The 21368-nt window shown below is 70.8% G+C and carries 19 protein-coding genes; 14 read left to right on the top strand and 5 right to left on the bottom strand.

Annotated elements, in window-relative coordinates; all coding sequences use genetic code 11:
• Positions 1-262 precede the first annotated feature (262 nt).
• Complete coding sequence (locus AB5J53_RS09555) at positions 263-1729, top strand: amino acid permease (protein WP_369245192.1); 1467 nt, start codon at positions 263-265, stop codon at positions 1727-1729.
• Positions 1730-1739: 10 nt separating this feature from the next.
• Positions 1740-2192, top strand: coding sequence for an Lrp/AsnC family transcriptional regulator (locus AB5J53_RS09550; protein ID WP_015661832.1), 453 nt, complete (start codon positions 1740-1742; stop codon positions 2190-2192).
• Positions 2193-2298: 106 nt separating this feature from the next.
• On the opposite strand, the gene AB5J53_RS09545 is transcribed toward AB5J53_RS09550, so the two are convergent.
• Positions 2299-3039: a GntR family transcriptional regulator gene (locus AB5J53_RS09545; protein ID WP_369245191.1), complete on the bottom strand. Its 741-nt coding sequence runs from the start codon at positions 3037-3039 to the stop codon at positions 2299-2301.
• 211 nt (positions 3040-3250) lie between these two features.
• On the opposite strand from AB5J53_RS09545, the gene AB5J53_RS09540 reads away from it, so the two are divergent.
• The 8 genes from AB5J53_RS09540 (at position 3251) to AB5J53_RS09505 (ending at position 12161) form a co-directional block, all read left to right on the top strand.
• On the top strand, positions 3251-4408 hold the full coding sequence (locus tag AB5J53_RS09540; RefSeq protein WP_369245190.1) for an ABC transporter substrate-binding protein: 1158 nt from the start codon (positions 3251-3253) through the stop codon (positions 4406-4408).
• Positions 4405-5310 carry an ABC transporter permease gene (locus AB5J53_RS09535; RefSeq protein WP_369245189.1) on the top strand — a complete coding sequence of 302 codons (906 nt, stop codon included), beginning with the start codon at positions 4405-4407 and terminating at the stop codon, positions 5308-5310. Before AB5J53_RS09540 ends, AB5J53_RS09535 begins: the two co-directional genes overlap by 4 nt.
• Complete coding sequence (locus AB5J53_RS09530; protein ID WP_369245188.1) at positions 5298-6110, top strand: ABC transporter permease; 813 nt, start codon at positions 5298-5300, stop codon at positions 6108-6110. The genes AB5J53_RS09535 and AB5J53_RS09530 overlap by 13 nt, the downstream gene beginning before the upstream one ends.
• Before the next feature lie 3 nt (positions 6111-6113).
• Positions 6114-7190, top strand: coding sequence for an ABC transporter ATP-binding protein (locus AB5J53_RS09525; protein WP_369245187.1), 1077 nt, complete (start codon positions 6114-6116; stop codon positions 7188-7190).
• Between the two features lie 67 nt (positions 7191-7257).
• Positions 7258-8742, top strand: a complete 1485-nt coding sequence (locus AB5J53_RS09520; protein ID WP_369245186.1) for an HAD-IA family hydrolase — start codon at positions 7258-7260, stop codon at positions 8740-8742.
• A 192-nt stretch (positions 8743-8934) separates the two neighbouring features.
• The gene (locus AB5J53_RS09515; RefSeq protein WP_369245185.1) at positions 8935-11292 is read left to right on the top strand and encodes a nitrate- and nitrite sensing domain-containing protein; all 2358 of its coding nucleotides are present in this window, start codon (positions 8935-8937) and stop codon (positions 11290-11292) included.
• Positions 11282-11773 carry a roadblock/LC7 domain-containing protein gene (locus AB5J53_RS09510; protein ID WP_369245184.1) on the top strand — a complete coding sequence of 164 codons (492 nt, stop codon included), beginning with the start codon at positions 11282-11284 and terminating at the stop codon, positions 11771-11773. The genes AB5J53_RS09515 and AB5J53_RS09510 overlap by 11 nt, the downstream gene beginning before the upstream one ends.
• 7 nt (positions 11774-11780) lie before the next feature.
• Complete coding sequence (locus tag AB5J53_RS09505) at positions 11781-12161, top strand: DUF742 domain-containing protein (protein WP_369245183.1); 381 nt, start codon at positions 11781-11783, stop codon at positions 12159-12161.
• Between the two features lie 67 nt (positions 12162-12228).
• Here the strand turns inward: AB5J53_RS09505 and AB5J53_RS09500 are convergent, their stop codons facing one another.
• The gene (locus tag AB5J53_RS09500) at positions 12229-12780 is read right to left on the bottom strand and encodes a Repetin (protein ID WP_369245182.1); all 552 of its coding nucleotides are present in this window, start codon (positions 12778-12780) and stop codon (positions 12229-12231) included.
• A 296-nt stretch (positions 12781-13076) separates the two neighbouring features.
• On the opposite strand from AB5J53_RS09500, the gene AB5J53_RS09495 reads away from it, so the two are divergent.
• Together AB5J53_RS09495 and AB5J53_RS09490 are read left to right on the top strand one after the other, a co-directional pair.
• The gene (locus AB5J53_RS09495) at positions 13077-13865 is read left to right on the top strand and encodes a carbon-nitrogen hydrolase family protein (RefSeq protein WP_369245181.1); all 789 of its coding nucleotides are present in this window, start codon (positions 13077-13079) and stop codon (positions 13863-13865) included.
• Between the two features lie 49 nt (positions 13866-13914).
• Positions 13915-15609, top strand: coding sequence for a flavin monoamine oxidase family protein (locus AB5J53_RS09490; protein ID WP_369245180.1), 1695 nt, complete (start codon positions 13915-13917; stop codon positions 15607-15609).
• Positions 15610-15616: 7 nt separating this feature from the next.
• On the opposite strand, the gene AB5J53_RS09485 is transcribed toward AB5J53_RS09490, so the two are convergent.
• Both AB5J53_RS09485 and AB5J53_RS09480 read right to left on the bottom strand, forming a co-directional pair.
• Positions 15617-16546: an LLM class F420-dependent oxidoreductase gene (locus AB5J53_RS09485; RefSeq protein ID WP_369245179.1), complete on the bottom strand. Its 930-nt coding sequence runs from the start codon at positions 16544-16546 to the stop codon at positions 15617-15619.
• 88 nt (positions 16547-16634) lie between these two features.
• On the bottom strand, positions 16635-17309 hold the full coding sequence (locus AB5J53_RS09480; RefSeq protein WP_369245178.1) for a DUF5995 family protein: 675 nt from the start codon (positions 17307-17309) through the stop codon (positions 16635-16637).
• A 173-nt stretch (positions 17310-17482) separates the two neighbouring features.
• On the opposite strand from AB5J53_RS09480, the gene AB5J53_RS09475 reads away from it, so the two are divergent.
• On the top strand, positions 17483-18592 hold the full coding sequence (locus AB5J53_RS09475) for a glycoside hydrolase family 6 protein (protein ID WP_369252128.1): 1110 nt from the start codon (positions 17483-17485) through the stop codon (positions 18590-18592).
• Here the strand turns inward: AB5J53_RS09475 and AB5J53_RS09470 are convergent.
• Entirely contained in the window at positions 18574-19968 is a 1395-nt protein-coding gene (locus tag AB5J53_RS09470) for a uracil-xanthine permease family protein (RefSeq protein ID WP_369245177.1), read from the bottom strand. The two genes, AB5J53_RS09475 and AB5J53_RS09470, sit on opposite strands and share 19 nt — an antisense overlap.
• Before the next feature lie 121 nt (positions 19969-20089).
• Between AB5J53_RS09470 and AB5J53_RS09465 the strand changes: the two genes are divergently transcribed.
• Positions 20090-21355 carry an alginate lyase family protein gene (locus tag AB5J53_RS09465; RefSeq protein ID WP_369245176.1) on the top strand — a complete coding sequence of 422 codons (1266 nt, stop codon included), beginning with the start codon at positions 20090-20092 and terminating at the stop codon, positions 21353-21355.
• Positions 21356-21368: the final 13 nt, after the last annotated feature.

Raw genomic sequence — 21368 nt, 5'->3', positions numbered from 1 at the left:
GCTTCCGGAACCTCGTCAAGGCGATGAAAGGCGCCTTGCGCAACCATCGAAAGGCCCCGCGCAACGAACATGCGCCGGGATGCGATGAACGCAACGATCTTGCGGAGATGCGCAAGGTTGCTGCATTACGCCCGTGAAGGCCGGACTCATAGGGTCAAGCGCTGTACATAGGCGTGGCGGGGACCCCGCTCGGTGGGTTCCTGCTCGCAGGGGTGCCGCCGGTCCCCGCCGTCCCGACCGGCAGCGATGAAGGAGCCAGCGCGTGCTCGACCAAGGCGCACCCCCGCAGTCCCGCACCACATCCGCCCCACCGTCCCCGGGGACAGGCGCGCGCCTCATGCGCCGCAAGCCCGTAGAAGCCCTGGTCGCCGAGGGTGGCCAGGGTGAGGGAGGCTCACTCCGGCGCTCCCTCGGGCTGTGGCAGCTAACCATGATCAGCATCGGTGCCACGCTCGGCACCGGCATCTTCGTCGTCCTCGGCGAAGCCGTCCCCAAGGCCGGCCCCGCGGTCACCCTGTCCTTCGTGATCGCCGGTCTCACGGCGCTCTTCTCCGCCCTCTCGTACGCCGAGCTGGCGGGCACCATCCCGGTCTCGGGGTCCTCGTACTCGTATGCGTACGCAACGATGGGCGAGCTGATCGCCTGGATCTGCGGCTGGTGTCTGGTCCTCGAGTACGGCGTCTCGGTGGCCGCGGTCGCGGTCGGCTGGGGCGAGTACCTGAACGAGCTGCTCGACGGCACGATCGGCGTCACCATCCCGGACGCCCTGTCCGCGCCGCCCGGCGACGGCGGCATCTTCAACCTGCCCGCGCTGATCGTCGTGCTGCTCGCGATGGCGTTCCTGCTCGGCGGGGCGAAGGAGTCGGCGCGCGCCAACACGATCATGGTGTGCGTGAAGATCGCCGCGCTGGTGCTCTTCTGCGCGATCGGCATTCAGGGCTTCCGGTCCGGCAACTACGAGCACTTCATGCCGCTCGGCATGACCGGCGTCAGCGCCGCGGGTGCGACGCTCTTCTTCTCGTACATCGGCTTCGACGCTGCCTCCACGGCCGGTGAGGAGGCGAAGAACGCCCAGCGCGACCTGCCGCGCGCGATCATGCTCTCGCTGGTCATCGTGACGGCGCTGTACGTCGTCGTCGCGGCCGTCGCCGTCGGCGCGAAGCCCTGGCAGCGCTTCAACGACTCGGAGGCCGCGCTCGCCGAGATCATGAAGGACGTCACCGGGCAGACCTTCTGGGGCACGCTGCTGGCCGCCTGCGCCGTCATCGCCATCGCGAGCGTCGTCCTGACCGTGCTGTACGGCCAGACCCGCATCCTCTTCGCGATGTCCCGCGACGGGCTCGTGCCCAAGGTCTTCGCACGGGTCGACCCGAAGACGGGTACGCCCCGTGCCAACACCGTGATCGTCTCGCTGTTCTGCGGTGTCCTCGCCGCCGCGATTCCGCTCGGCCAGCTCGCCGACGCCACCAGCATCGGTACGCTCTTCGCCTTCGCGCTGGTCAACATCGCCGTGGTGGTACTGCGCCGGACACGCCCGGACATGCGGCGTACTTTCCGGGTTCCGCTCTCGCCCCTGCTGCCCGCGATCGGCTTCGTCCTCTGTGTGTGGATGATGGGCAGCCTGTCGACCGTCACCTGGGTGGTCTTCGGGGTCTGGATGGCCGTCGGGCTCGTGTTCTACTTCAGTTACGGCTATCGCCGGTCCCGTATCGCAACGTCAGAAAAGTGATCCACCCGCAGTGCTGAACGATCTCGACGAACGCATCGTGCACGCCCTCGCCGAGGATGCGCGTCGCTCCTACGCCGACATTGGGCAACTGGTCGGTCTGTCCGCGCCCGCCGTGAAGCGACGGGTGGACCGGTTGCGGGCCACCGGGGCCATCACCGGGTTCACCGTGCGGGTGGACCCGGCGGCGCTCGGGTGGGAGACCGAGGGGTTCGTCGAGATCTACTGCCGCCGTAACACCTCGCCGGAGACGATTCAGCGCGGTCTTGAGCGGTACCAGGAGGTGGTGGCCGCCTCCACCGTCACCGGGGAGGCGGACGCGGTCGTGCAGGTCTTCGCCTCCGACATGCGGCACTTCGAGCGGGTGCTGGAGCGGATTGCCGGGGAGCCGTTCGTGGAACGGACGAAGTCCGTGCTGGTGCTTTCGCCGTTGCTGCGACGGTTTTCTTCTGGGTCGCCTACGTAGGTGCCTCTGGGGCTTGTTCGCGGCTGCGGCCTGTACGTGGCTGGTCGCGCCCACGCGGCGGAGCCGCATATGTCACGGCCCCGCGCCCCTGACGGGGCGCTGCCACTCACTCCGCTGTCTTGCGGGCCAGCGCGTTGTTCCCGATCGAGTTGTGCACGCTGAAGCTCACGGCGTCCGAGCGGTAGCGGTCGTCGGACCATTCCACCGGGCGCCCTTCGCGTGTGGTGGTGACGCGGCGGACGCGGAGGAGCGGGCTGGTGCGGCGGACGCCGAGCAGGTCGGCGTCCTGGGCGCCGGCCGCGACCGCGTCGATGACGTGCTCGCCGTAGGCGAAGACCAGACCGGTGTCCTCGAAGAGCCGCTGGGTGACCGAGGGGCACTCCGGTTCGATGGCCTCGACTGCGGGGGAGATCCAGTCCGCGTACACGGTCCGCTCCAGCAGGACCGGTTCGCCGTCCAGGCCGCGGACGCGCAGGACGTGCAACACGGGTGTCATCTCGGGGAGTTGGAGACGTACGGCGTCCTCCGAGGTCGCCGGCTGGTATTCCTGCGACACCACATGGCCCGTCGCCTCCCGCCCCATCGCGCGCGCCCACTGGGCGAAGCTGCGCAGTTCGGCGAAGCTCTGGCTGCGGCGGCTGGCCAGGACCACGCGGCGGGCGCCCTGGCGGGAGCCGATGAGTCCCTCGGCGGTCAGCGCCGCGACGGCCTGGCGGACCGTGCCGCGCGAGACGCCGTAGTGGGCCGCGAGGTCCGTCTCCGCGGGCAGCAGGCTGCCCACCGTGTACTCCTCGCGGTCGATCGCCCGCCGCAGCTCGTCGGCGATCTCCTCGTGTCGCGCCGCCATGCTTCCCCTCTGATTCGGCTGTTGTGCACAGCGTGACCAGCCTAATCGAGATACGACGGTGATCGGCGCGGGCCGGGATTGTGCAGGGAATCAAGGGTCACGGTTTCGCCAAAGTTTACGAACAGGACACCATTGCCGGGCCTACTGGGGCCAACTTGTTCAGACAAGTTCTCCGTCCCACCACACCCTCGTGCGTACTCCTGGAGAGACCGTGACCGTGTTCCTGCCGAGGACCGCCGTCCTCACCGGCGGCCTCGCCGTCGCCGCCGCACTCGCCCTGAGCGCCTGTGGCGCCGCTCCCGACGACAAGGCGACCACCGCCAACGGCAAGAGCGCGGCCACCGCGACCTCGGCCGCGGACTTCGGCGGCCTCGACGCCCTGGTCAAGGCCGCCAAGAAGGAGGGCACGCTGCACGCGATCGCGCTGCCCCGCGACTGGGCCAACTACGGCGCCCTGATCGACGGCTTCAAGAAGAAGTACGGCATCAAGATCGAGGTCGAGAACCCGGACGGCTCCAGCCAGGACGAGATCAACGCCGTCACGTCGCGCAAGGGCCAGGACCGGACACCCGACGTCCTCGACCTCGGCAGCTCCTTCGCTCTGAGCGCCGCCCAGCAGGGGCTGCTCGCGCCCTACGAGGTCGCCTCCTTCGGTGACATCCCCGAGGGCCAGAAGGACCCGAAGGGGCAGTGGTACAACGACTACGGCGGCTACATCTCCATCGGCTGCGACGCCAAGAAGGTCAAGGAGTGCCCGACGACCTTCAAGGACCTGCTCAAGCCGGAGTACAAGGGCCAGGTCGCGCTCAACGGCAACCCCACCAAGTCCGGTTCGGCCTTCGGTGGCGTGTACGCGGCCTCGCTCGCCAACGGCGGCTCCTTCGACGACATCCAGCCCGGCCTCGACTTCTTCGCCAAGCTGAAGAAGAACGGCAACTACACGCCGGTCGAGTCGACGCCGGCCACGGTCGAGAAGGGCGAGACGCCGATCAGCATCGACTGGGACTACCTGAACGCCGGTTACGCCGACGAGTTCAAGTCCAAGGGCGTCGACTGGAAGGTCACCGTCCCGACCGACGGCCAGTTCTCCCAGTACTACTCGCAGGCCATCAACAAGGACGCCCCGCACCCGGCGGCCGCCCGCCTGTGGCAGGAGTACCTCTACAGCGCCGAGGGCCAGAACCTCTGGCTCAAGGGCTACGCCCGCCCGGCCCTGATGACCGCGATGGAGAAGGCCGGCACGCTCGACAAGACCGCCGCCGCCAAGCTCCCCGAGGTCTCGGGCACGCCGAGCTTCCCGACCGAGGCCCAGCAGAGCAAGGCCAAGGGCGTCCTCGCCCAGGGCTGGGGCAAGGCCGTCTCCGGATGACCACCGTCCTCACCGAGGTCCCGGCCGACGTGGTGCCCGCCGCTGCTGACAAGCAGCGGCGGCGCCGCGCCCCAGGCTGGCTCGCCGTCGTCCCGCTGCTCGTCGTCGTGGCCATCGCCTTCGGGATCCCCGCGCTGGCCATGCTGAACGGCGCCTTCACGGTCAAGGACCAGGCCACCGGCGCCACGTCGTACACCACGGCCAATCTGACCGGCTCGCTGAAGGGCGCGTACCTCACCGCCCTGATCGGCAGCGTCAAACTGTCCGCCGTCTCCGCGGGCATCGCGACCGTCCTCGGACTGCCGCTCGCCCAGGCCGTGGTGACCTCCCGCTTCCGCGCGCTGCGCGAGGCCGTGCTGACCGCGTCCGGCGTCCTCGCCAACTTCGGCGGCGTGCCGCTGGCCTTCGCGTTCGTCGCCACCCTCGGCAACTCCGGTGTGCTGACGCGGCACTTGGGCCTGACCGACAAGGGCTGGAACCTCTACAGCTTCTGGGGTCTGGTCATCGTCTACCTGTACTTCCTGATCCCGCTGATGGTCCTCACCATCACGCCCGCCCTTGAGGGTCTGCGTTCCCAGTGGCGCGAGGCCGCGCAGAACAACGGCGCCACCTCCGTCCAGTACTGGCGGCACGTGGCGCTGCCCGTTCTCGCGCCCTCGCTGCTCGGCGGGCTGGTGCTGCTCTTCGGCAGCGCCTTCGCCGCGTACGCCACCGCGGCGGCGATGGTGGGCAGCGCGGTTCCGCTGGTCACCCTGCAGATCGCCGACGCCATCTCCGGCAACGTGCTGGTCGGCCAGGAGAACGTGGCGCTCGCCCTCAGCCTCGACATGGTCCTCATCGCGGGCCTCGTCATGGCCGTGTACCTGCCCCTGCAACGACGGAGTGCGCGATGGCTCGCCTGAATCTGTGGCGCTGGGTCGTCCTCGGCTGCGCCGCGCTGTACTTCCTGGTCCCGCTGGCCGCCTCGGTGATCTTCACGGTCGACGTGCCGGGCCAGGGCGTCACCTTCGACGCGTACAGCCAGATCGTCTCCACCGACGGCTTCGTCTCCAGCCTGCTGCTCTCCCTGGAACTGGCCGCCGCCACCATCGCCGTGGTGCTGTTCCTGATGGTGCCCGCGATGGTCGCGCTGCGGCTCGGGGCGCCCCGGCTGCGGCCGGTCGTCGAGGTGGTGTGCTCACTGCCGCTGGTCGTTCCGCCGATCGCCTTCGTCGCCGGGATCGCCACCGTACTGAAGTGGGGGCCCGAGCACCTCTCGCGTACGCCGCTGTTCCAGACGTTCGTGGCGATCCAGAACCCCGACTTCCCGTTCGTGCTCGTCCTCGCGTACGTCGTGATGGCGCTGCCGTTCGTGTACCGGGCGCTGGACGCCGGGCTGCGCGCCATCGACGTACGCACGCTGGTGGAGGCCGCGCGGAGTTGCGGCGCGGGCTGGCCGCAGGCGCTGGTCCGGGTCGTGCTGCCCAATCTGCGCGGGGCGCTGCTCAACGCCTCCTTCCTCACGCTGGCGCTGGTCCTCGGCGAGTTCACGGTCGCCCAGCTGCTCGGCTTCCAGCCGTTCGCCGTGTGGATCTACAGCGTCGGCGGCTCGCAGGCCCAGCTGTCCGTCGCCGTCTCCGTGCTCAGTCTGCTGGTCACCTGGGCCCTGCTCCTCTCGCTCGCCGGGCTCGGTGGGCGCTCCCGTACCGCTTCCCGGGGATGAACCATGACCGTCACCACGCTTGAGAAGGCCGCCGACCCCAAGGCCGCCACCGTCGAATTCCGGGGACTGCGCCGGGAGTTCGGCCCGACCGTAGCCCTCGACGGGCTGGACCTGACCGTTCAGCCCGGCGAACTCCTCGCCCTGCTCGGCCCGTCCGGCTGCGGCAAGACCACCGCGCTGCGCATGCTCGCCGGGTTCGAACACCCCGACTCCGGTGAGGTGTTGGTGGACGGCCAGGACGTCACGCGCGTCCCGGCGCACCGCCGCGACGCCGGGATGGTCTTCCAGTCCTACAGCCTCTTCCCGCATCTGAGCGCCCTCGACAACGTGGCCTTCGGGCTGCGCATGCGCAAGGTGCGCACGGCCGAACGGCGCGGCCGCGCCGCCGAGTTGCTCGACCTCGTGGGTCTGGCCGACAAGGGCGAGCGGTTCCCGCACCAGCTCTCCGGCGGCCAGCAGCAGCGCATCGCGCTGGCCCGCGCGCTCGCCCTGCGGCCGCGCGTGCTGTTGCTCGACGAACCGCTCTCCGCGCTCGACGCCAAGGTGCGGCTCACGCTCCGCGAGGAGATCCGCCGGCTCCAGCAGGAGCTCGGCATCACCACCCTGTTCGTGACGCACGATCAGGAAGAGGCGTTGTCCATGGCGGACCGGGTCGCGGTCATGCGGGCCGGTCGGCTCGAACAGTGCGCCGCGCCGGCCGAGTTGTACGGGCGTCCCGCCACCGCCTTCGTCGCCGAGTTCGTGGGCACGATGAGCCGGATTCCCGGACATCTGGACGGCGAGACGGTCGAGGTACTCGGTCAGCGGCTGCCGGTGGACGGGGACGCCCCCGCCGTACGGGAGGTGGATGTGCTCGTACGGCCAGAGGCGGTGCGGGTGCGCCCGGACAAGGCCGGTGACGCGCGCGTCGTGGCCACCGCGTTCCTCGGGGCGGCCACCCGGGTCACCGTGCGGCTCACCGACGGCACCGAGGTCAAGGCCGACCTGCCCACCCACGAGGCCGCGGCGCTCGCTTCGGGTGCCGCCGTGACGGTGAGCCTGCCGGAGCGGGCGGTGCTGGTCGCCGAGCGTACGCACTGAAGAAGAGCCGGGTTCGGCACGCCGAAGCCCGGCCACCGAGACCCCCCCACCGACGAAAGAGAGCGCCGTGACCCACCGCACCACCCCCCAACTCACCCTCCAGGCCGTTCTGTTCGACATGGACGGCACGCTCGTGGACACCGAGCGACTGTGGTGGGAGGCGGTGGAGCAGGTGGCCGACCGGCTCGGGCGTCCGCTGACGGGCGCCGACCAGGCGGAGGTGCTCGGGCGGCCCGTCGAATACACCGCGGCCTGGCTGGGCGGGATCACGGACGCCCCGTCCGAGGAGATCGCCGCCGAGCTGCACCGGGAGTTCGCGGACCGCGTCCGCACCGGCATCGTGCCCAGGCCGGGGGCGCTGCGACTCCTGCAGGAACTGGTGCGCGAGGGCGTCCCCACCGCCCTCGTCACCGCATCACCGCGCGCGGTCGCCGACACCGTCCTGGAGGCCCTCGGTGCGGGACACTTCGCCGTATCCGTCACCGCCGACGACACCGAGCGCACCAAGCCGGCCCCGGACCCCTACCTCGCCGCCTGTCACGCCCTGGGGGTCGAGCCCGCCGCGTGCGTCGCCGTCGAGGACACCCAGACGGGCGTCGCCTCCGCCGAGGCGGCGGGCTGCGCCGTACTCGCGGTGCCCTCCCTCGCGCCGATCGCCCCCGCGGCCGGGCGCACCGTCCTCGCCAGCCTGGAGGAGGTTACCCCGGCACGGCTGCGCGCCATGGTCGCGCCCCGCGAGCTGCGGGTGATGAGCTGGAACCTCTGGTACGGCGGCACCAAGGTCGAGGACCACCGCGAGAAGCAGCTCAAGACCATCGCGGAGACGGGCGCGGACGTGGTCGGCCTCCAGGAGACCTACGGGAACTCGGCCCAGGAACTCGCCGAGGCTCTCGGCTGGCACCACCACCGGGCGGGCGAGAACCTCGGCGTCATCAGCCGCTACCCGATCACCGCCCGCCTGGGCGACCCGGACGTCGGTTTCTACGGGGGGACCGGCGTCCGGATCCGGCTGGACGGCGGGCAGGAGGTGGACGTCTGGAGCGCTCACCTCGACTACACGCCGTACGGGCCGTACGAGGCCGCCTTCGACCGGCTCCCGGCGGACGAGCTCATCGCCCACGAAGCCGTACGGCTGGAGCAGATGAGGGAGATCCTCCGGCGGATCGCCGAGTCCGCCACCGACGCCACCCCCGTCGTGCTGGTCGGTGACTTCAACGCTCCCTCGCACCTGGACCGGCCGGACGTCGAGTGGCCCGTGACCAAGGCCGCCGAGGAGGCGGGCCTGCGCGACTCCTACCGCGAGGCCCACCCCGACCCCGTACGGGATCCGGGGCACACCTGGTCGCCGATCCACGTGGAGCACGAGGACGGCAGTGGGCGGCCCGAGCCCCAGGACCGGATCGACTTCGTCCTGCATCGCGGCCTGCACGTGCTCGACTCGCGCACGTTCGTCAGCGGCACACCACGCCCCTGGCCCGACGTCGCCGGCAACGAATGGCCGTCGGACCACGCCGCGGTCGTCACCACCTTCACCGTGCCCGGCGCCGACTGACCGGGCACGCACCGCGCGTTGAACCGACCGAGCACGCCGGGCGTATTGAACCGGGAGTCAGTGTCCAGGAAGCCATTGCGGTCCGGGTGCGCCATCCCGTAGGTTGATCCGCGCTCGCTACCAGCGGGTAACACCGATGGGTAACCACACGTCACCCGGCCACCCGACCGTCCTGCCGTTCTGGGGAGACCCATGCGCTGGCCCTTCGGCCGTCCCACCACGGTCCGTACGCGCATCGTGGCGCTCGCACTCGCCCCGGTGATCGCCCTCATGGCGCTGTGGAGCTTCGCCATGGTGTCCGTCACCGGCGAACTGCGCGCGCTCGTCCGGGTCCAGGGCGTGTACGACGCCTTCGGCACACCGGTCGACACGGCGGTCGGCCAGATCCAGATCGAACGGCGGCTCTCGGCCGCGTACTTGGGCGCGGGTCACCGTACGGCGGCGGCCCTCGACCTGATGGAGCAACAGCGCCGCACCGACCGCGCCGTGACCGCCATGCGGGACGCGATCCGGGACGGGGACCGCGGACGGCTCTCCGACCGGCAGCGGCAGGTGCTCGACGCCATGCTCGACTCCGTCGACGGGCTGGAGGGGCTGCGGGAGCGCGTACTGTCCCGCGACATCTCCTGGGACCGGGCCGTCAGCGAGTACAGCGCCCTCGTGGAACCGGGCTTCGACGTGCAGTCCGCGCTCACCGCGCTCCAGGCCGGACAGCTCGCGCGCGAGGCCCAGGTCGTCATCGAGCTGGTGCGGGTGCGGGAGTTCGTGTCGCGCGAGGACGCCCTCGTCGCCGGGGCGCGGGCCGCCGGATCGCTCACCGACCGCCAGTACGACACGCTCACCGCGACGATCGAGGACCGCCGGATCTTCGAGCGGACCTATGTGCCCGACCTCCCCGCCGACTCGCGCACCCTCTTCGAGGAGTTCCAACGCGGGGACCTGCACCAGCAGTTGACCCGAAGTGAGGACGCCCTGCTGCGTGCGGGCGCGCAGCGTGCGGGCGAGGCCGTCGCGGCCGCCTCCTGGCGCACCACCACCGACCGGGCCGTCAAGCGCTACATGCAGCTGTGCACGCGGTCGGCCGTCAACTCCGCCGAGCGCGGGCGGGAGTTCGCCTACCGGGAGCTGGCCAAGGCCGCGATCGTCGGAGTGCTCGGACTCGCCGCCGTGGCACTGTCCCTGTGGTTCGCCGTGCGCGGCGCCCGTCGTATCTCGCGCCGCCTGGAAACGCTGCGGGACGCCGCCGACCTCCTGAGCTCCCGCCAACTACCGGACGTGATGCGCCGGTTGAGCGCGGGCGAGGACGTGGACGCCGCCACCGAGGCACCGCCCCTGGCCGACGGGGAGGCGGGGGCCGACGAGATCGGCCAGGTCGGCCGGTCCTTCAACACCGCCCGCCTCGCGGCCGTCGAGGCCGCCGTCAAGCAGGCCACCCTGCGCCGCGGGCTGTTCGCGGTGCTCCTCAACATCGCCCGCCGCAATCAGGCGCTCGTCCACCGCCAGCTCAAACTCGTCGACACGCTGGAGCGGCGCACCAACGACCCGGACGTCCTGGACGACCTGTTCCGGATCGACCACCTCACCACCCGCATGCGGCGCCACGCGGAGAGCCTGATCATCCTCTCCGGCGCGGCGCCGGGCCGCAGATGGCGGCGGCCCGTGCCCATCGCCCACGTGGTGTCCTCCGCCGTGAGCGAGATCGAGGAGTACGCGCGCGTCGTGATCCCGCCGATGCCGGAGGTGGGTGTCGCGGCGGACGCCGTCGCCGACGTCGCCCATCTGATCGCCGAACTCGTCGAGAACGCCACCGTGTTCTCGCCGCCCCACACCCAGGTCACCCTGCGCACCGGTCGGGCGGGGGGCGGTTTCGTCCTGGAGATCGACGACCGGGGCCTCGGTCTCGGGCCCGAGCAGATCGAGGAAGCCCACCGCACCCTCACCACACCGGACGACTTCGACCCGACCCGGCACGACCGGCTCGGGCTGTACGTGGTGGGGCGGCTCGCCGCACGGCACGGCATCGAGGTCACGCTGTGCCGGTCGCCGTACGGCGGTACGACGGCGGTGGTGCTGCTGCCGCAGGCGGTCCTCGCGCCGGTCGAACCCGAGCGGCCGGAGGTGGTGGCGGACGCGGAGCGGCGGGCGCTGCCCTCCCGGAGGGGGACCGCGGTCCTCGAGAAGCAGCGCGAGGTGCAGCAGGGGCGGGAGCTTGAGCTTGAGCAGGAGCAGGAGCAGGAGCAGGAGCAGGAGCAGGAACGGGAGCCGGAGCTGGGCCTGGGCCTGGGCCGTGCGCCGGGGAGCGGTCCGGCGTCGGGTTCGCCCGCCCTGCCCACCCGCGTCCGCCAGACCTCCCTCGCCCCCGAGCTGCGCACCGAGGTTCTGGAAGCCGACGGGACGCCGGAGCGCGAGGTCACGCCCGAGGAGATGCGCGCGGTCTTCGGCGCCTTCCAGCGCGGGCTCGACCGCGGCCGCAAGGGTCTGCCCACGGAACCCGGCCCCGCGCAGCGAACCGACACCGAGGAAGGGACGGACGCCGACAATGCGCCCTGACCAGACGCCTGAGCATCCCGCCCGGCTCTCCGAGTTCCCGGGCAGCACCCCCGAAGCGCCCGGCACCACCCCCGACCGGCCCGGCACGGACGTCGGCTGGCTGCTCGACGACCTCGTGGCCCGAACCGATCACGTCCGCCAGGCCGTGCTCCTCACCGCCGACGGCCTTCCGCTGAGCTGCTCCGACGGCATGCGAAGAGGGGACATCGAGCACCTCGCCGCGGTCTGCTCCGGCTTTCACAGCCTCGCCCGGTCGGCCGGCGAGCGCTTCGCCGCGGGGGAGGTGCGCCAGACCATGGTGATGCTCGATGACGCCTACCTCTTCATCACCCCGGCGGGCGACGGCAGTCGGCTGGCCGTCCTGAGCGAGGTGCAGACGGACGTGGGACAGCTCGCCCACGAGATGGCGTTGCTCGTCCGCCGCGTCGGCCGCCACATGGCCGCCGCCGTACGGTCGGCCGACGACCCCGCGGGCCCCTGATCCGGCCGTGACCGACGACCACTGGTACGAGGACGAGACCGGCTCGATGGTGCGGCCCTACACCGTGACACGGGGCCGGACACGGCCCTCGAACCGGCACACGATCGATCTGATGTCGCAGGTCACAGCCGTGGAGACGGACGAGGGGCAGCCGGGCGTCGACCACGTCCGCGCCGCCCTGCTCGACCTGGTGCGCCGGGGATCCCGGCCGGTCGTCGAGCTCGCCGCGGACGCCGACCTGCCCCTGACCGTCGTCCGGGTGCTGCTCGGCGACCTGGCAGAGGCCCGTCTGGTGCGCATCGACGCACCGCGGCGGACGGCGCCGGGCGGGCCGGCGGCCGACCCGGAGCTGCTGCGCGAGATCGTGGAGCGGCTGCGCGAGCTGTGAGAACCGGACGCGGGCCAGGGGAGAACCAAGCAGGTCGGGGGGCGTGCACGCGCTTCCCCGGGGTCGCTCAGAACGCGGGATGCCAGGGCACGACCGTGTAGTCGCCGGTGCCCCGCTTCACCTTCTCGAAGGGTGCGGAGCCGACACACTTCGGCAGGTCCTTGGTCTCCACCGGATCACCGACCGACGCCCAGCTGTATCCCAGCCGGTCGTGGTGGCCGAGGTCGTGCACCGTGATGCCGACCCGCCTGCCCTTCGCGCCGGGCAGGTCGGAGTCGGTGATCACCCCCGAGACGACGGCCACCTTGCCCCCGGTGAGCAGACAGTCGACCTTGGCCTTCGCCCAGGCCCCGTCGCCGGCGATGTAGTGACTCCACTCGAAGGTGCCGGTGGCCTTCAGTGGATCGTCGTTGTCCTTGGCCGCCAGGTGCGCGTCGAAGGAGAACGTGATGTCGTCGCCCGCCGACCGGTACAGCTTGGCGGTGCCGGTGAGGGCGGCGGCCTCCTGCTTGTCCTGATGCCCGGTGCCGGACGCCACGGCGGATCCGGCCGCTCCGGCGGAGAGGAGCACGGCGGCGCCGAGCGCGATGAGCTCCGTACGACGGTCGAGGCGGCTCATGACGGTCCTTTCTGCAGGTGAAGTGGACAGTCACCACTGTTCCGCCGACGTCCGGCGGGCACATCGTGCCGTGGATGTCACCGCCCCTCCGCCGTCCGGTGGGGGCCATGCCTGTGACCTGCGCCTCAAGGGGGATCCGGGCTACGTCTGAGGGTGCGCAACGAATCGCCGCCGGGCCCCCGGGGCACGCAACGATTCGTTCAGTGGCGCGCAACGGGTTCTTCTTGTCCGGCCGAGCCCGCCGCCCGTACCGTCTATCTGGCCCCTCAAACCCTCCGTACCGGTGAGGATCACGCATGCGCACAGCCCTGCTCCAGAGCTCCGGCCGCCCCGGCTCGGTCGTCGAGAACCTCAAGGTGCTCGACGAGGCCACGGGTCGTGCCGCCGCCGCGGGCGCCGGGCTGCTCGTGGCGCCGGAGATGTTCCTGACCGGGTACGCGATCGGCGACGACATCGCCCGCCTCGCCGAGCCCGCCGACGGCGACTCCGCCGACGCGATCGCCGAGATCGCCACCCGGCACGGCGTGGCCGTCGCCTACGGCTACCCGGAGCGCGAGGGCGAGTCCGTCTTCAACTCCGCCCAGCTCATCTCCGCCGACGGCACCCGCCTCGCGAACTACCGCAAGACTCACCTCTTCGGCTGCTTCGAGCGCGACCACTTCACGCCCGGCGAGCAGCCGGTCGTGCAGGCCGAGCTCGGCGGACTGCGCGTCGGCCTCATGATCTGCTACGACGTCGAGTTCCCGGAGAACGTCCGCGCGCACGCCCTCGCCGGCACCGACCTCCTGCTCGTGCCGACGGCGCAGATGCACCCGTTCCAGTTCGTCGCGGAGTCCGTCGTCCCGGTGCGCGCCTTCGAGAACCAGATGTACGTCGCGTACGTCAACCGGGTCGGTCAGGAAGGGGAGTTCGAGTTCGTCGGGCTCTCCACGCTGGCCGGACCCGACGGCGTCGCCCGCGCCCGTGCGGGCCGCGGTGAGGAACTGGTCCTCGCCGACGCCGACCCCGGCTTCCTCACGGCCTCGCGCGAGGCGAACCCGTATCTGAAGGACCGCCGCCCCGGCTTCTACGGGTCGCTGATCTGAGCCTCGCCGCCCCCTGAACCACCTTTCTGTGCAAGGAGTCCGTACCCCCATGACGTCCACGGTGCCCAACGCCGTCCAGCACGCCGATGTGCAGCAGCCGCCGATCACCATGTTCGGCCCGGACTTCCCGTACGCGTACGACGACTTCCTCGCGCACCCCGCGGGCCTCGGCCAGATACCCGCGACCGAGCACGGCACCGAGGTCGCGGTCATCGGCGGCGGCCTGTCCGGCATCGTAGCCGCGTACGAGCTGATGAAGATGGGCCTCAAGCCCGTCGTGTACGAGGCCGACGAGATCGGCGGCCGGCTGCGCACGGTCGGCTTCGACGGGTGCGACCCCTCGCTCACCGCCGAGATGGGCGCCATGCGCTTCCCGCCCTCCTCCACCGCCCTCCAGCACTACATCGACCTGGTGGGCCTGGAGACCCGGCCGTTCCCCAACCCCCTTGCCGAGGCGACGCCCTCGACGGTCGTCGACCTCAAGGGCGAGTCGCACTACGCGACCACCGTCGACGACCTGCCGCAGGTCTACCGCGATGTGATGAACGCCTGGAACGCCTGTCTCGAAGAGGGCGCCGACTTCTCCGACATGAACCAGGCCATGCGCGAGCGCGATGTCCCGCGCATCCGCGAGATCTGGGCGAAGCTCGTCGAGAAGCTCGACAACCAGACCTTCTACGGCTTCCTCTGCGAGTCGGAGTCCTTCAAGTCATTCCGGCACCGCGAGATCTTCGGCCAGGTCGGCTTCGGCACAGGCGGCTGGGACACCGACTTCCCGAACTCCATCCTGGAGATCCTGCGCGTCGTCTACACCGAGGCCGACGACCACCACCGCGGCATCGTCGGCGGCTCCCAGCAGCTGCCGCTGCGCCTGTGGGAGCGCGAGCCGGAGAAGATCGTGCACTGGGCGTACGGGACCTCGCTCGCGAAGCTGCACGACGGCACCCCGCGCCCGGCCGTGACCCGACTGCACCGCACGGCGGGCAACCAGATCACGGTGACGGACGCGAACGGCGACATCCGTACGTTCAAGTCGGCCATCTTCACCGCCCAGTCCTGGATGCTGCTCTCGAAGATCGCCTGCGACGACTCGCTCTTCCCGATCGACCACTGGACCGCCATCGAGCGGACCCACTACATGGAGTCGAGCAAGCTCTTCGTTCCCGTCGACCGGCCCTTCTGGCTCGACAAGGACGAGGAAACGGGTCGTGACGTCATGTCGATGACGCTCACCGACCGGATGACCCGCGGCACCTACCTCCTCGACGACGGTCCGGACAAGCCCGCCGTCATCTGCCTCTCGTACACGTGGTGCGACGACAGCCTCAAGTGGCTGCCGCTGTCCGCGAACGAGCGGATGGAGGTCATGCTGAAGTCGCTCGGCGAGATCTACCCGAAGGTCGACATCAGGAAGCACATCATCGGCAACCCGGTGACCGTGTCCTGGGAGAACGAGCCCTACTTCATGGGCGCGTTCAAGGCCAACCTGCCGGGCCACTACCGCTACCAGCGGCGCCTGTTCACCCACTTCATGCAGGACGCCCTGCCCGAGGACAAGCGGGGCATCTTCCTCGCGGGCGACGACATCTCCTGGACGGCCGGCTGGGCCGAGGGCGCCGTGCAGACCGCGCTGAACGCGGTCTGGGGCGTCATGCACCAGCTGGGCGGGACGACCGACCCGACCAACCCCGGGCCCGGCGACGTCTACGACGAGATCGCGCCCGTCGAACTGCCCGAGGACTGACCGGGGTTCAGACTCCGGCCGCCCTGGCCGCCGTGTACACCTCGGCGGCCAGGTCCTTGAGCTCCTGGGCGTCCCGCGGGCTGTCGCCGAAGTCGAGGAAGAACTCGTCGAGGCCGACCTCGGCGTGGGCCGCGAGGTCGGTCACGATCTGGTCGATGCTGCCCTGGAAGGGGGCGCGGTCAGAGCCGTCGTACGCCTTGGCCGTGTACTGGAGGTTCACCCGCGCCACCGACTCGATCGGCTCCGTCCGCCCTCGCTCGGCCGCGAAGTTCCGCACCCCTTGCCACTGCGTGGCGAGCTGCTCGGCCCCCATGGCCACCGGCATCCAGCCGTCGCCGCGCTCGACGAGCCGGGACAGTGCCTTCTTGGTGAAGGCGGGCAGCAGGATCGGGATCGGCCGGGCGGGCTTCGGGGCGACCACGGCAGACGCGATCTTGGTCAGCCGGCCCTCGTACCGCACCGGGTCGGGGCCCCACACCGCGCGGCACACGTCGAGGACCTCGTCCAGGATCTGGCCGCGCTCCTCGAAGGGGGCCACCCCCGCCGCCGCGTACTCGTCGAGCGACCAGCCCGTGCCCAAGCCCGCCACGATCCGGCCACCGCTCGCCGCGTCCAGCGTGCCGAGGGTCCTGGCCAGCTGGAACGGGCCGTGCAGCGGGGCGACCAGGACACTCGTGCCGAGCCGCGCCCGACGTGTGGCCGGGACGGCCAGGGTCAGCGTCACCAGCGGTTCGGCGAGTCCGCGGTACGCCTCGGGCCAGGGCACTCCCGGCATGCCGTACAGCCCCTGCGTCGCGGGCTCGGGGAACAGGACGCGCTCGAACACCCACAGGCTCTCGTAACCGATCTCCTCGGCCGCGCGCGCCACGTCCGGCACGTCGCGTCCGATGTCGTACTGGTGCGTCTGCGGAAGACTCAGGCCGAGCCGAGTGGCCATGCTGGTGCTCCTTTGCATCAGGCGTATCGATCAGCAACGTATCGCTTACTACGCCACGTTCCGCGGTCTACGCGGTGATGTGGCCGGATCAGTCCGGCAGCGGAGTGAGCAGCATCCGGCCGGCGAAGCCCACCGCCGCGTCGAGGCGGGTGCCGAACTCCTCGGCCAGGTCGGGCAGGCCGCGCAGCGCCCACAGGGCCCGCGCCGCCGACCAGGTGGCGTCGCGCGCCCGCTCCAGGCTCCAGGAGCCGAGCAGATGGGTGAGCGGGTCGGCGATCTGGAGCAGGTCGGGGCCTGGCATCAGATCTTCGCGGATGCGTTCCTCCATCGAGACGAGGAGGTCGCCCACGCGTTCGAACTCGTCCTCCAGATCGGCGGGTTCGCAGCCGAGCGTACGACAGGTGTCCACCACGGCCAGCGCCAGATCGTGCCCGATGTGCGCGTTGATGCCCGCGAGCGCGAACTGCAGCGGACGTACACCGGGATGGCGCCGGAACTGCAGCAGTGGCCGCCAGCAGGCGGGCGCGCACCCCTGCTCGGCCACCGTCAGATAGCGCTCCGCGAACCGTACGTCCAGCGTGATCGCGGCCTCGGCATCCGGGAACTCGCCGGCGTCCAGACGCCGGTCGACCTCCTCGGTGACGGCGAGGTAGACGCGGTTGAAGACCGCGACCCCGTCCCGCTCGGGCAGGGTCGCGTCCAGGGCACGCATACGGGAGACGACCGTGTCCACGGGAGTAATCAACTGTGCCAACTGCGCCATGGGGGCAGCGTCCCAGTCCTAGGCTGGCCGGAGTGCCGCCGGGCCGGACGCATCCCCAGAACGGGGGAACGCAACCGTGGCGGGAGTGGGGGGAGCAGTACGTGTCAGGCTTACGTGCCCAGCGCCTGGCCGCGCGCAGGGCCGAGCGCAGGCGTGCCGCCCGGCGCGGTGCCATGGTCGCGGCGGCCTCGGTCGTGGTCGCGGTCGGCGCGGTGACCGGGATGGTGTCCGCGCTCGACGACGGGCGCTCCTCCGACGACGCCAAACCGCTGGTGAGCCGCTCGCCCAGTCTCCAGCCGCTGCCCGCGGTGCCGACGCCGTCGCCCACGTCGGCCTCGCCGTCCCCTGTGAAGTCTGCGTCCCCGAAGCCCAGCCCGAAGCCCTCCGCGAGCAAGAAGAAGCAGCAGACCGTGGCCGCCTCCGCCCTGCTCTACCGCCACCCCGACTCCCAGGTCCTCGACTGGGTCGAGGCCCATCCCGGCGACGCCCGGCGCGATGTGATCGAGTCCCGCATAGCCGACCGCCCGGCCGCGGTCTGGTTCGCGGACTTCACGCCGTCCACCATCACCGCACGGGTCAGGGCGGTGACGTCGGCCGCCGCCGTGCAGGGCCGGGTCCCGGTCGTCGTGGCGTACGCCGTCCCGCAGCGCGACTGTGGCGGCGCCTCGGAGGGAGGGGCGCCCGACCTCGCCGCGTACGACGGCTGGATCGACAACTTCGCGGCGGGGCTGGGATCCGGCGAGGTCATCGTCATCCTGGAGCCCGACTCGATCGCCCAGTCCGACTGCCTCACCGAGGGCGAACAGGCCGACCGCTTCGCCTCGTTGGCCCGCGCGGGCCGCGTCTTGAAAGCCGCGAACCCCAAGGCCCGGGTCTACTACGACGCCGGCCACTCCGACTGGAACCCGCCCGCCAAACAGGCCTCGCTGCTCGACCAGGCGGGTGCCGCCTCACCCGCCTCCTCCGACGGCATCTTCACCAACGTGTCCAATTTCCACCGTACGAGCGACGAGATCGCGTACGCCCGACAGGTGCTGTCCGCTCTCGGCGGCCCGGCGAGCCTGGGCGCCGTCATCGACACCAGCCGGAACGGCAACGGAGCCCCGTCCGACGGCGAGTGGTGCGATCCGGCGGGCCGGAAGATCGGCAAGGCGCCGACCCTGAGCACCGGGGAAGCCAGGATCGACGCCTATCTGTGGGTGAAGCTGCCGGGCGAGTCGGACGGCTGCAAGGGCACGCCGGGAACCTTCTCGGCGGAGTACGCCTATGAGCTGGCGCGCTGATCCTCGACCTCGTCGTACGAGGAGGTGCCCTCGTCCAGCAGCGGCTCCTGCGTCTTGAGGTGGGCCGGAGCCATCGCCCGCAGCGCGTGGTAGCCGGTGATCACGACGAGGGTGCCGAGGGCGATGCCGCTCAGCGAGAAGGTGTCCGTGAACTTCATGGTGACGTTGCCGATGCCGATGATGATGCCCGCGGCGGCCGGCACCAGATTCAGCGGGTTGCGCAGGTCGACCCGCGCGTTGAGCCAGATCTGGGCGCCGAGCAGGCCGATCATGCCGTACAGGATCACGGTGATGCCGCCGAGGACGCCGCCCGGGATCGCCGCCACGACCGCGCCGAACTTGGGGCAGACGCCGAAGAGGAGGGCGAAGCCCGCGGCGGTCCAGTAGGCGGCGGTCGAGTAGACGCGGGTGGCGGCCATCACGCCGATGTTCTCGGAGTACGTCGTGTTCGGCGGGCCGCCGACCGCGGTGGAGAGCATCGAGCCGACGCCGTCCGCGGAGATCGCGGTGCCCAGCTTGTCGTCCAGCCGGACGCCGGTCATTTCGCCGACGGCCTTGACGTGACCGGCGTTCTCGGCGACCAGCGCGATCACGACCGGCAGCGCTACGAGGATCGCCGACCACTGGAACGACGGGCCGTGGAAGGACGGCAGCCCGATCCAGTCGGCCTTGCCGACGCCGGAGAGGTCCAGGCGCCAGTGGTCCGTGAGCTTGCCGCTCGCGTCCACCGAGTGGATCTTGCCGAAGATCCGGTCGAAGGCCCAGGAGATCCCGTACCCGAAGACCAGACCGAGGAAGATCGCGATGCGTGACCAGAAGCCGCGCAGGCAGACCACGGCCAGGCCGGTGAACAGCATCACCAGCAGCGCAGTCCACTGGTCCTGCGGCCAGTACGTGGACGCGGTCACGGGCGCGAGATTGAAGCCGATCAGCATGACGACCGCGCCGGTGACGATCGGCGGCATCGTGGCATGGATGATCCGGGCCCCGAAACGCTGCACGGCGAGCCCCACCAGGAACAGGGCGATGCCGACCACGAACACCGCGCCGGTCACCGTCGCGCTGGTGCCGCCCTGCGCCCGAATCACGGCGGCGACGCCCACGAAGGAGAGCGAGCAGCCGAGGTAGCTGGGCACGCGGCCGCGCGTCGCGAGCAGGAAGATGACCGTCGCGACGCCGGACATCATGATCGCGAGGTTCGGGTCGAGGCCCATGAGGACGGGTGCGACGAAGGACGCCCCGAACATGGCCACCACGTGCTGGGCGCCGAGCCCGACCGTACGGGGCCAGGAGAGGCGTTCATCGGGGCGGACGACCGCTCCGGGGGCGGGCGTGCGCCCGTCGCCGTGCAGTTTCCATCGCACGCCGAGGTCCATGGTGAGGCTTCGCTTTCTCTGTACGTGAATCTGTCCGGACCATTGTCAGGGGTAACCAGCCGCCCTACGCTCGCACGGTCCTACTCATGAACTGCGTTCACATTTCTGATCGGAGTGCTCGATGAGTGCAAGACCCCGTCTGGGTGTGGTCCTTGCGGCCGTGGTCGCCCTCGCGTCCGCCGTCGTTCCCTCCGCCGTTGCCCATGCCGCGCCGAAAGTCCCCAGGACCGCGGTGCTCGACGGCGCGCGGCTGCAGCAGACGAAGGAGCGTCTGGATCGCGGTGATCCCCAACTCAAGCGCACGCTCGAGGATTTGACGGCCCGCGCCGACAACTGGCTGAACCAGGGCCCCTGGACGGTCGTCGACAAGCCGAAGCCCGCACCCGGCGGCGACGTCCACGACTACCTCAGCCAGGCCCCGTACTGGTGGCCCTCGCAGCCCAAGACCGCCGACAACCCCTGGGGTTGCCCCTACGTCCAGCGTGACGGCCAGCGCAATCCCGAGGTCGACACCGGCACCGACCGCCAGGACGTCGAGAAGGTCTTCGACTCGTCCTACGACCTCTCGCTGGCCTGGTACTACACGGGCAAGAAGCAGTACGCCGAGAAGGCCGCCTCCGTCCTGCGCACCTGGTTCCTGGCCCCGGACACCCGGATGAACCCGAACCTGAACCACGGGCAGTTCATCCCCTGCAAGTACGACGGCCGGGCCATCGGCATCATCGACTTCTCGCAGTCCTACACCAGCGTCCTGGACGCCATCGCGATCCTGGAGACGGGCGCCCCCGGCTGGTCCAAGAGCGACCGCACCGCGATGCTCGCCTGGAACACCGACTTCCGCGACTGGCTGGCGAACAGCGCATTCGGCAAGGAGGAGGGCGCCGCCAAGAACAACCACGGCACCTTCTACGACATGCAGCTCGCCGCACTGGCCTACGCGACCGGCGACAAGGACCTCGCCCGGCGCACCGTCCTCGACGCGCGCGCCCTGCGCATCGACCCGCAGATCGCCGCCGACGGCAGTCAGCCCCAGGAGCTGGCCCGCACCCGCAGTTGGCACTACTCGACCTTCGACCTGGTGGCGTACACCCGGCTCGCCGCCATCGGCCGGCATGTCGGCGTGAACCTCTGGTCGTACGAAGGGCCGGACGGCCAGAGCCTGTTCAAGGCGGTCGACTATCTGCTGCCCGCGGCGACGGGCGCCGAGCCGTGGGCCCACCCGGAGCTGGAGTTCCACCGGTTCGCGGCGAGCGACGTCGTGCACGCGGCCGCCGACGCGGGGGACAGGGCCGCGAAGGCAGCCGTGCCGAAGCTCGAAACGCCGCCCGGCGGTGACCTGTGGGCGCTGCGACCGGCGGCGGAGCAGCTGGACTCGATCGCGGGCTGACCTGCGCAGGAGG

This window comes from Streptomyces sp. R41 (genome assembly GCF_041053055.1).
Lineage (GTDB): Bacteria > Actinomycetota > Actinomycetes > Streptomycetales > Streptomycetaceae > Streptomyces.
Note: the sequence above shows the minus strand (reverse complement) of the source record. Positions and strands in the feature narration are given on the sequence as shown.

Bases quoted from the DNA above. Each gene is read 5' to 3' on its own strand.
- AB5J53_RS09470 (WP_369245177.1), bottom strand. From the start codon at position 19,968: ATGGACCTCGGCGTGCGATGGAAACTGCACGGCGACGGGCGCACGCCC.
- AB5J53_RS09475 (WP_369252128.1), top strand. From the start codon at position 17,483: ATGGTCGCGGCGGCCTCGGTCGTGGTCGCGGTCGGCGCGGTGACCGGG.
- AB5J53_RS09490 (WP_369245180.1), top strand. From the start codon at position 13,915: ATGACGTCCACGGTGCCCAACGCCGTCCAGCACGCCGATGTGCAGCAG.
- AB5J53_RS09465 (WP_369245176.1), top strand. From the start codon at position 20,090: ATGAGTGCAAGACCCCGTCTGGGTGTGGTCCTTGCGGCCGTGGTCGCC.
- AB5J53_RS09510 (WP_369245184.1), top strand. From the start codon at position 11,282: ATGCGCCCTGACCAGACGCCTGAGCATCCCGCCCGGCTCTCCGAGTTC.
- AB5J53_RS09515 (WP_369245185.1), top strand. From the start codon at position 8,935: ATGCGCTGGCCCTTCGGCCGTCCCACCACGGTCCGTACGCGCATCGTG.
- AB5J53_RS09535 (WP_369245189.1), top strand. From the start codon at position 4,405: ATGACCACCGTCCTCACCGAGGTCCCGGCCGACGTGGTGCCCGCCGCT.
- AB5J53_RS09485 (WP_369245179.1), bottom strand. From the start codon at position 16,546: ATGGCCACTCGGCTCGGCCTGAGTCTTCCGCAGACGCACCAGTACGAC.
- AB5J53_RS09480 (WP_369245178.1), bottom strand. From the start codon at position 17,309: ATGGCGCAGTTGGCACAGTTGATTACTCCCGTGGACACGGTCGTCTCC.
- AB5J53_RS09500 (WP_369245182.1), bottom strand. From the start codon at position 12,780: ATGAGCCGCCTCGACCGTCGTACGGAGCTCATCGCGCTCGGCGCCGCC.
- AB5J53_RS09545 (WP_369245191.1), bottom strand. From the start codon at position 3,039: ATGGCGGCGCGACACGAGGAGATCGCCGACGAGCTGCGGCGGGCGATC.
- AB5J53_RS09495 (WP_369245181.1), top strand. From the start codon at position 13,077: ATGCGCACAGCCCTGCTCCAGAGCTCCGGCCGCCCCGGCTCGGTCGTC.
- AB5J53_RS09530 (WP_369245188.1), top strand. From the start codon at position 5,298: ATGGCTCGCCTGAATCTGTGGCGCTGGGTCGTCCTCGGCTGCGCCGCG.
- AB5J53_RS09525 (WP_369245187.1), top strand. From the start codon at position 6,114: ATGACCGTCACCACGCTTGAGAAGGCCGCCGACCCCAAGGCCGCCACC.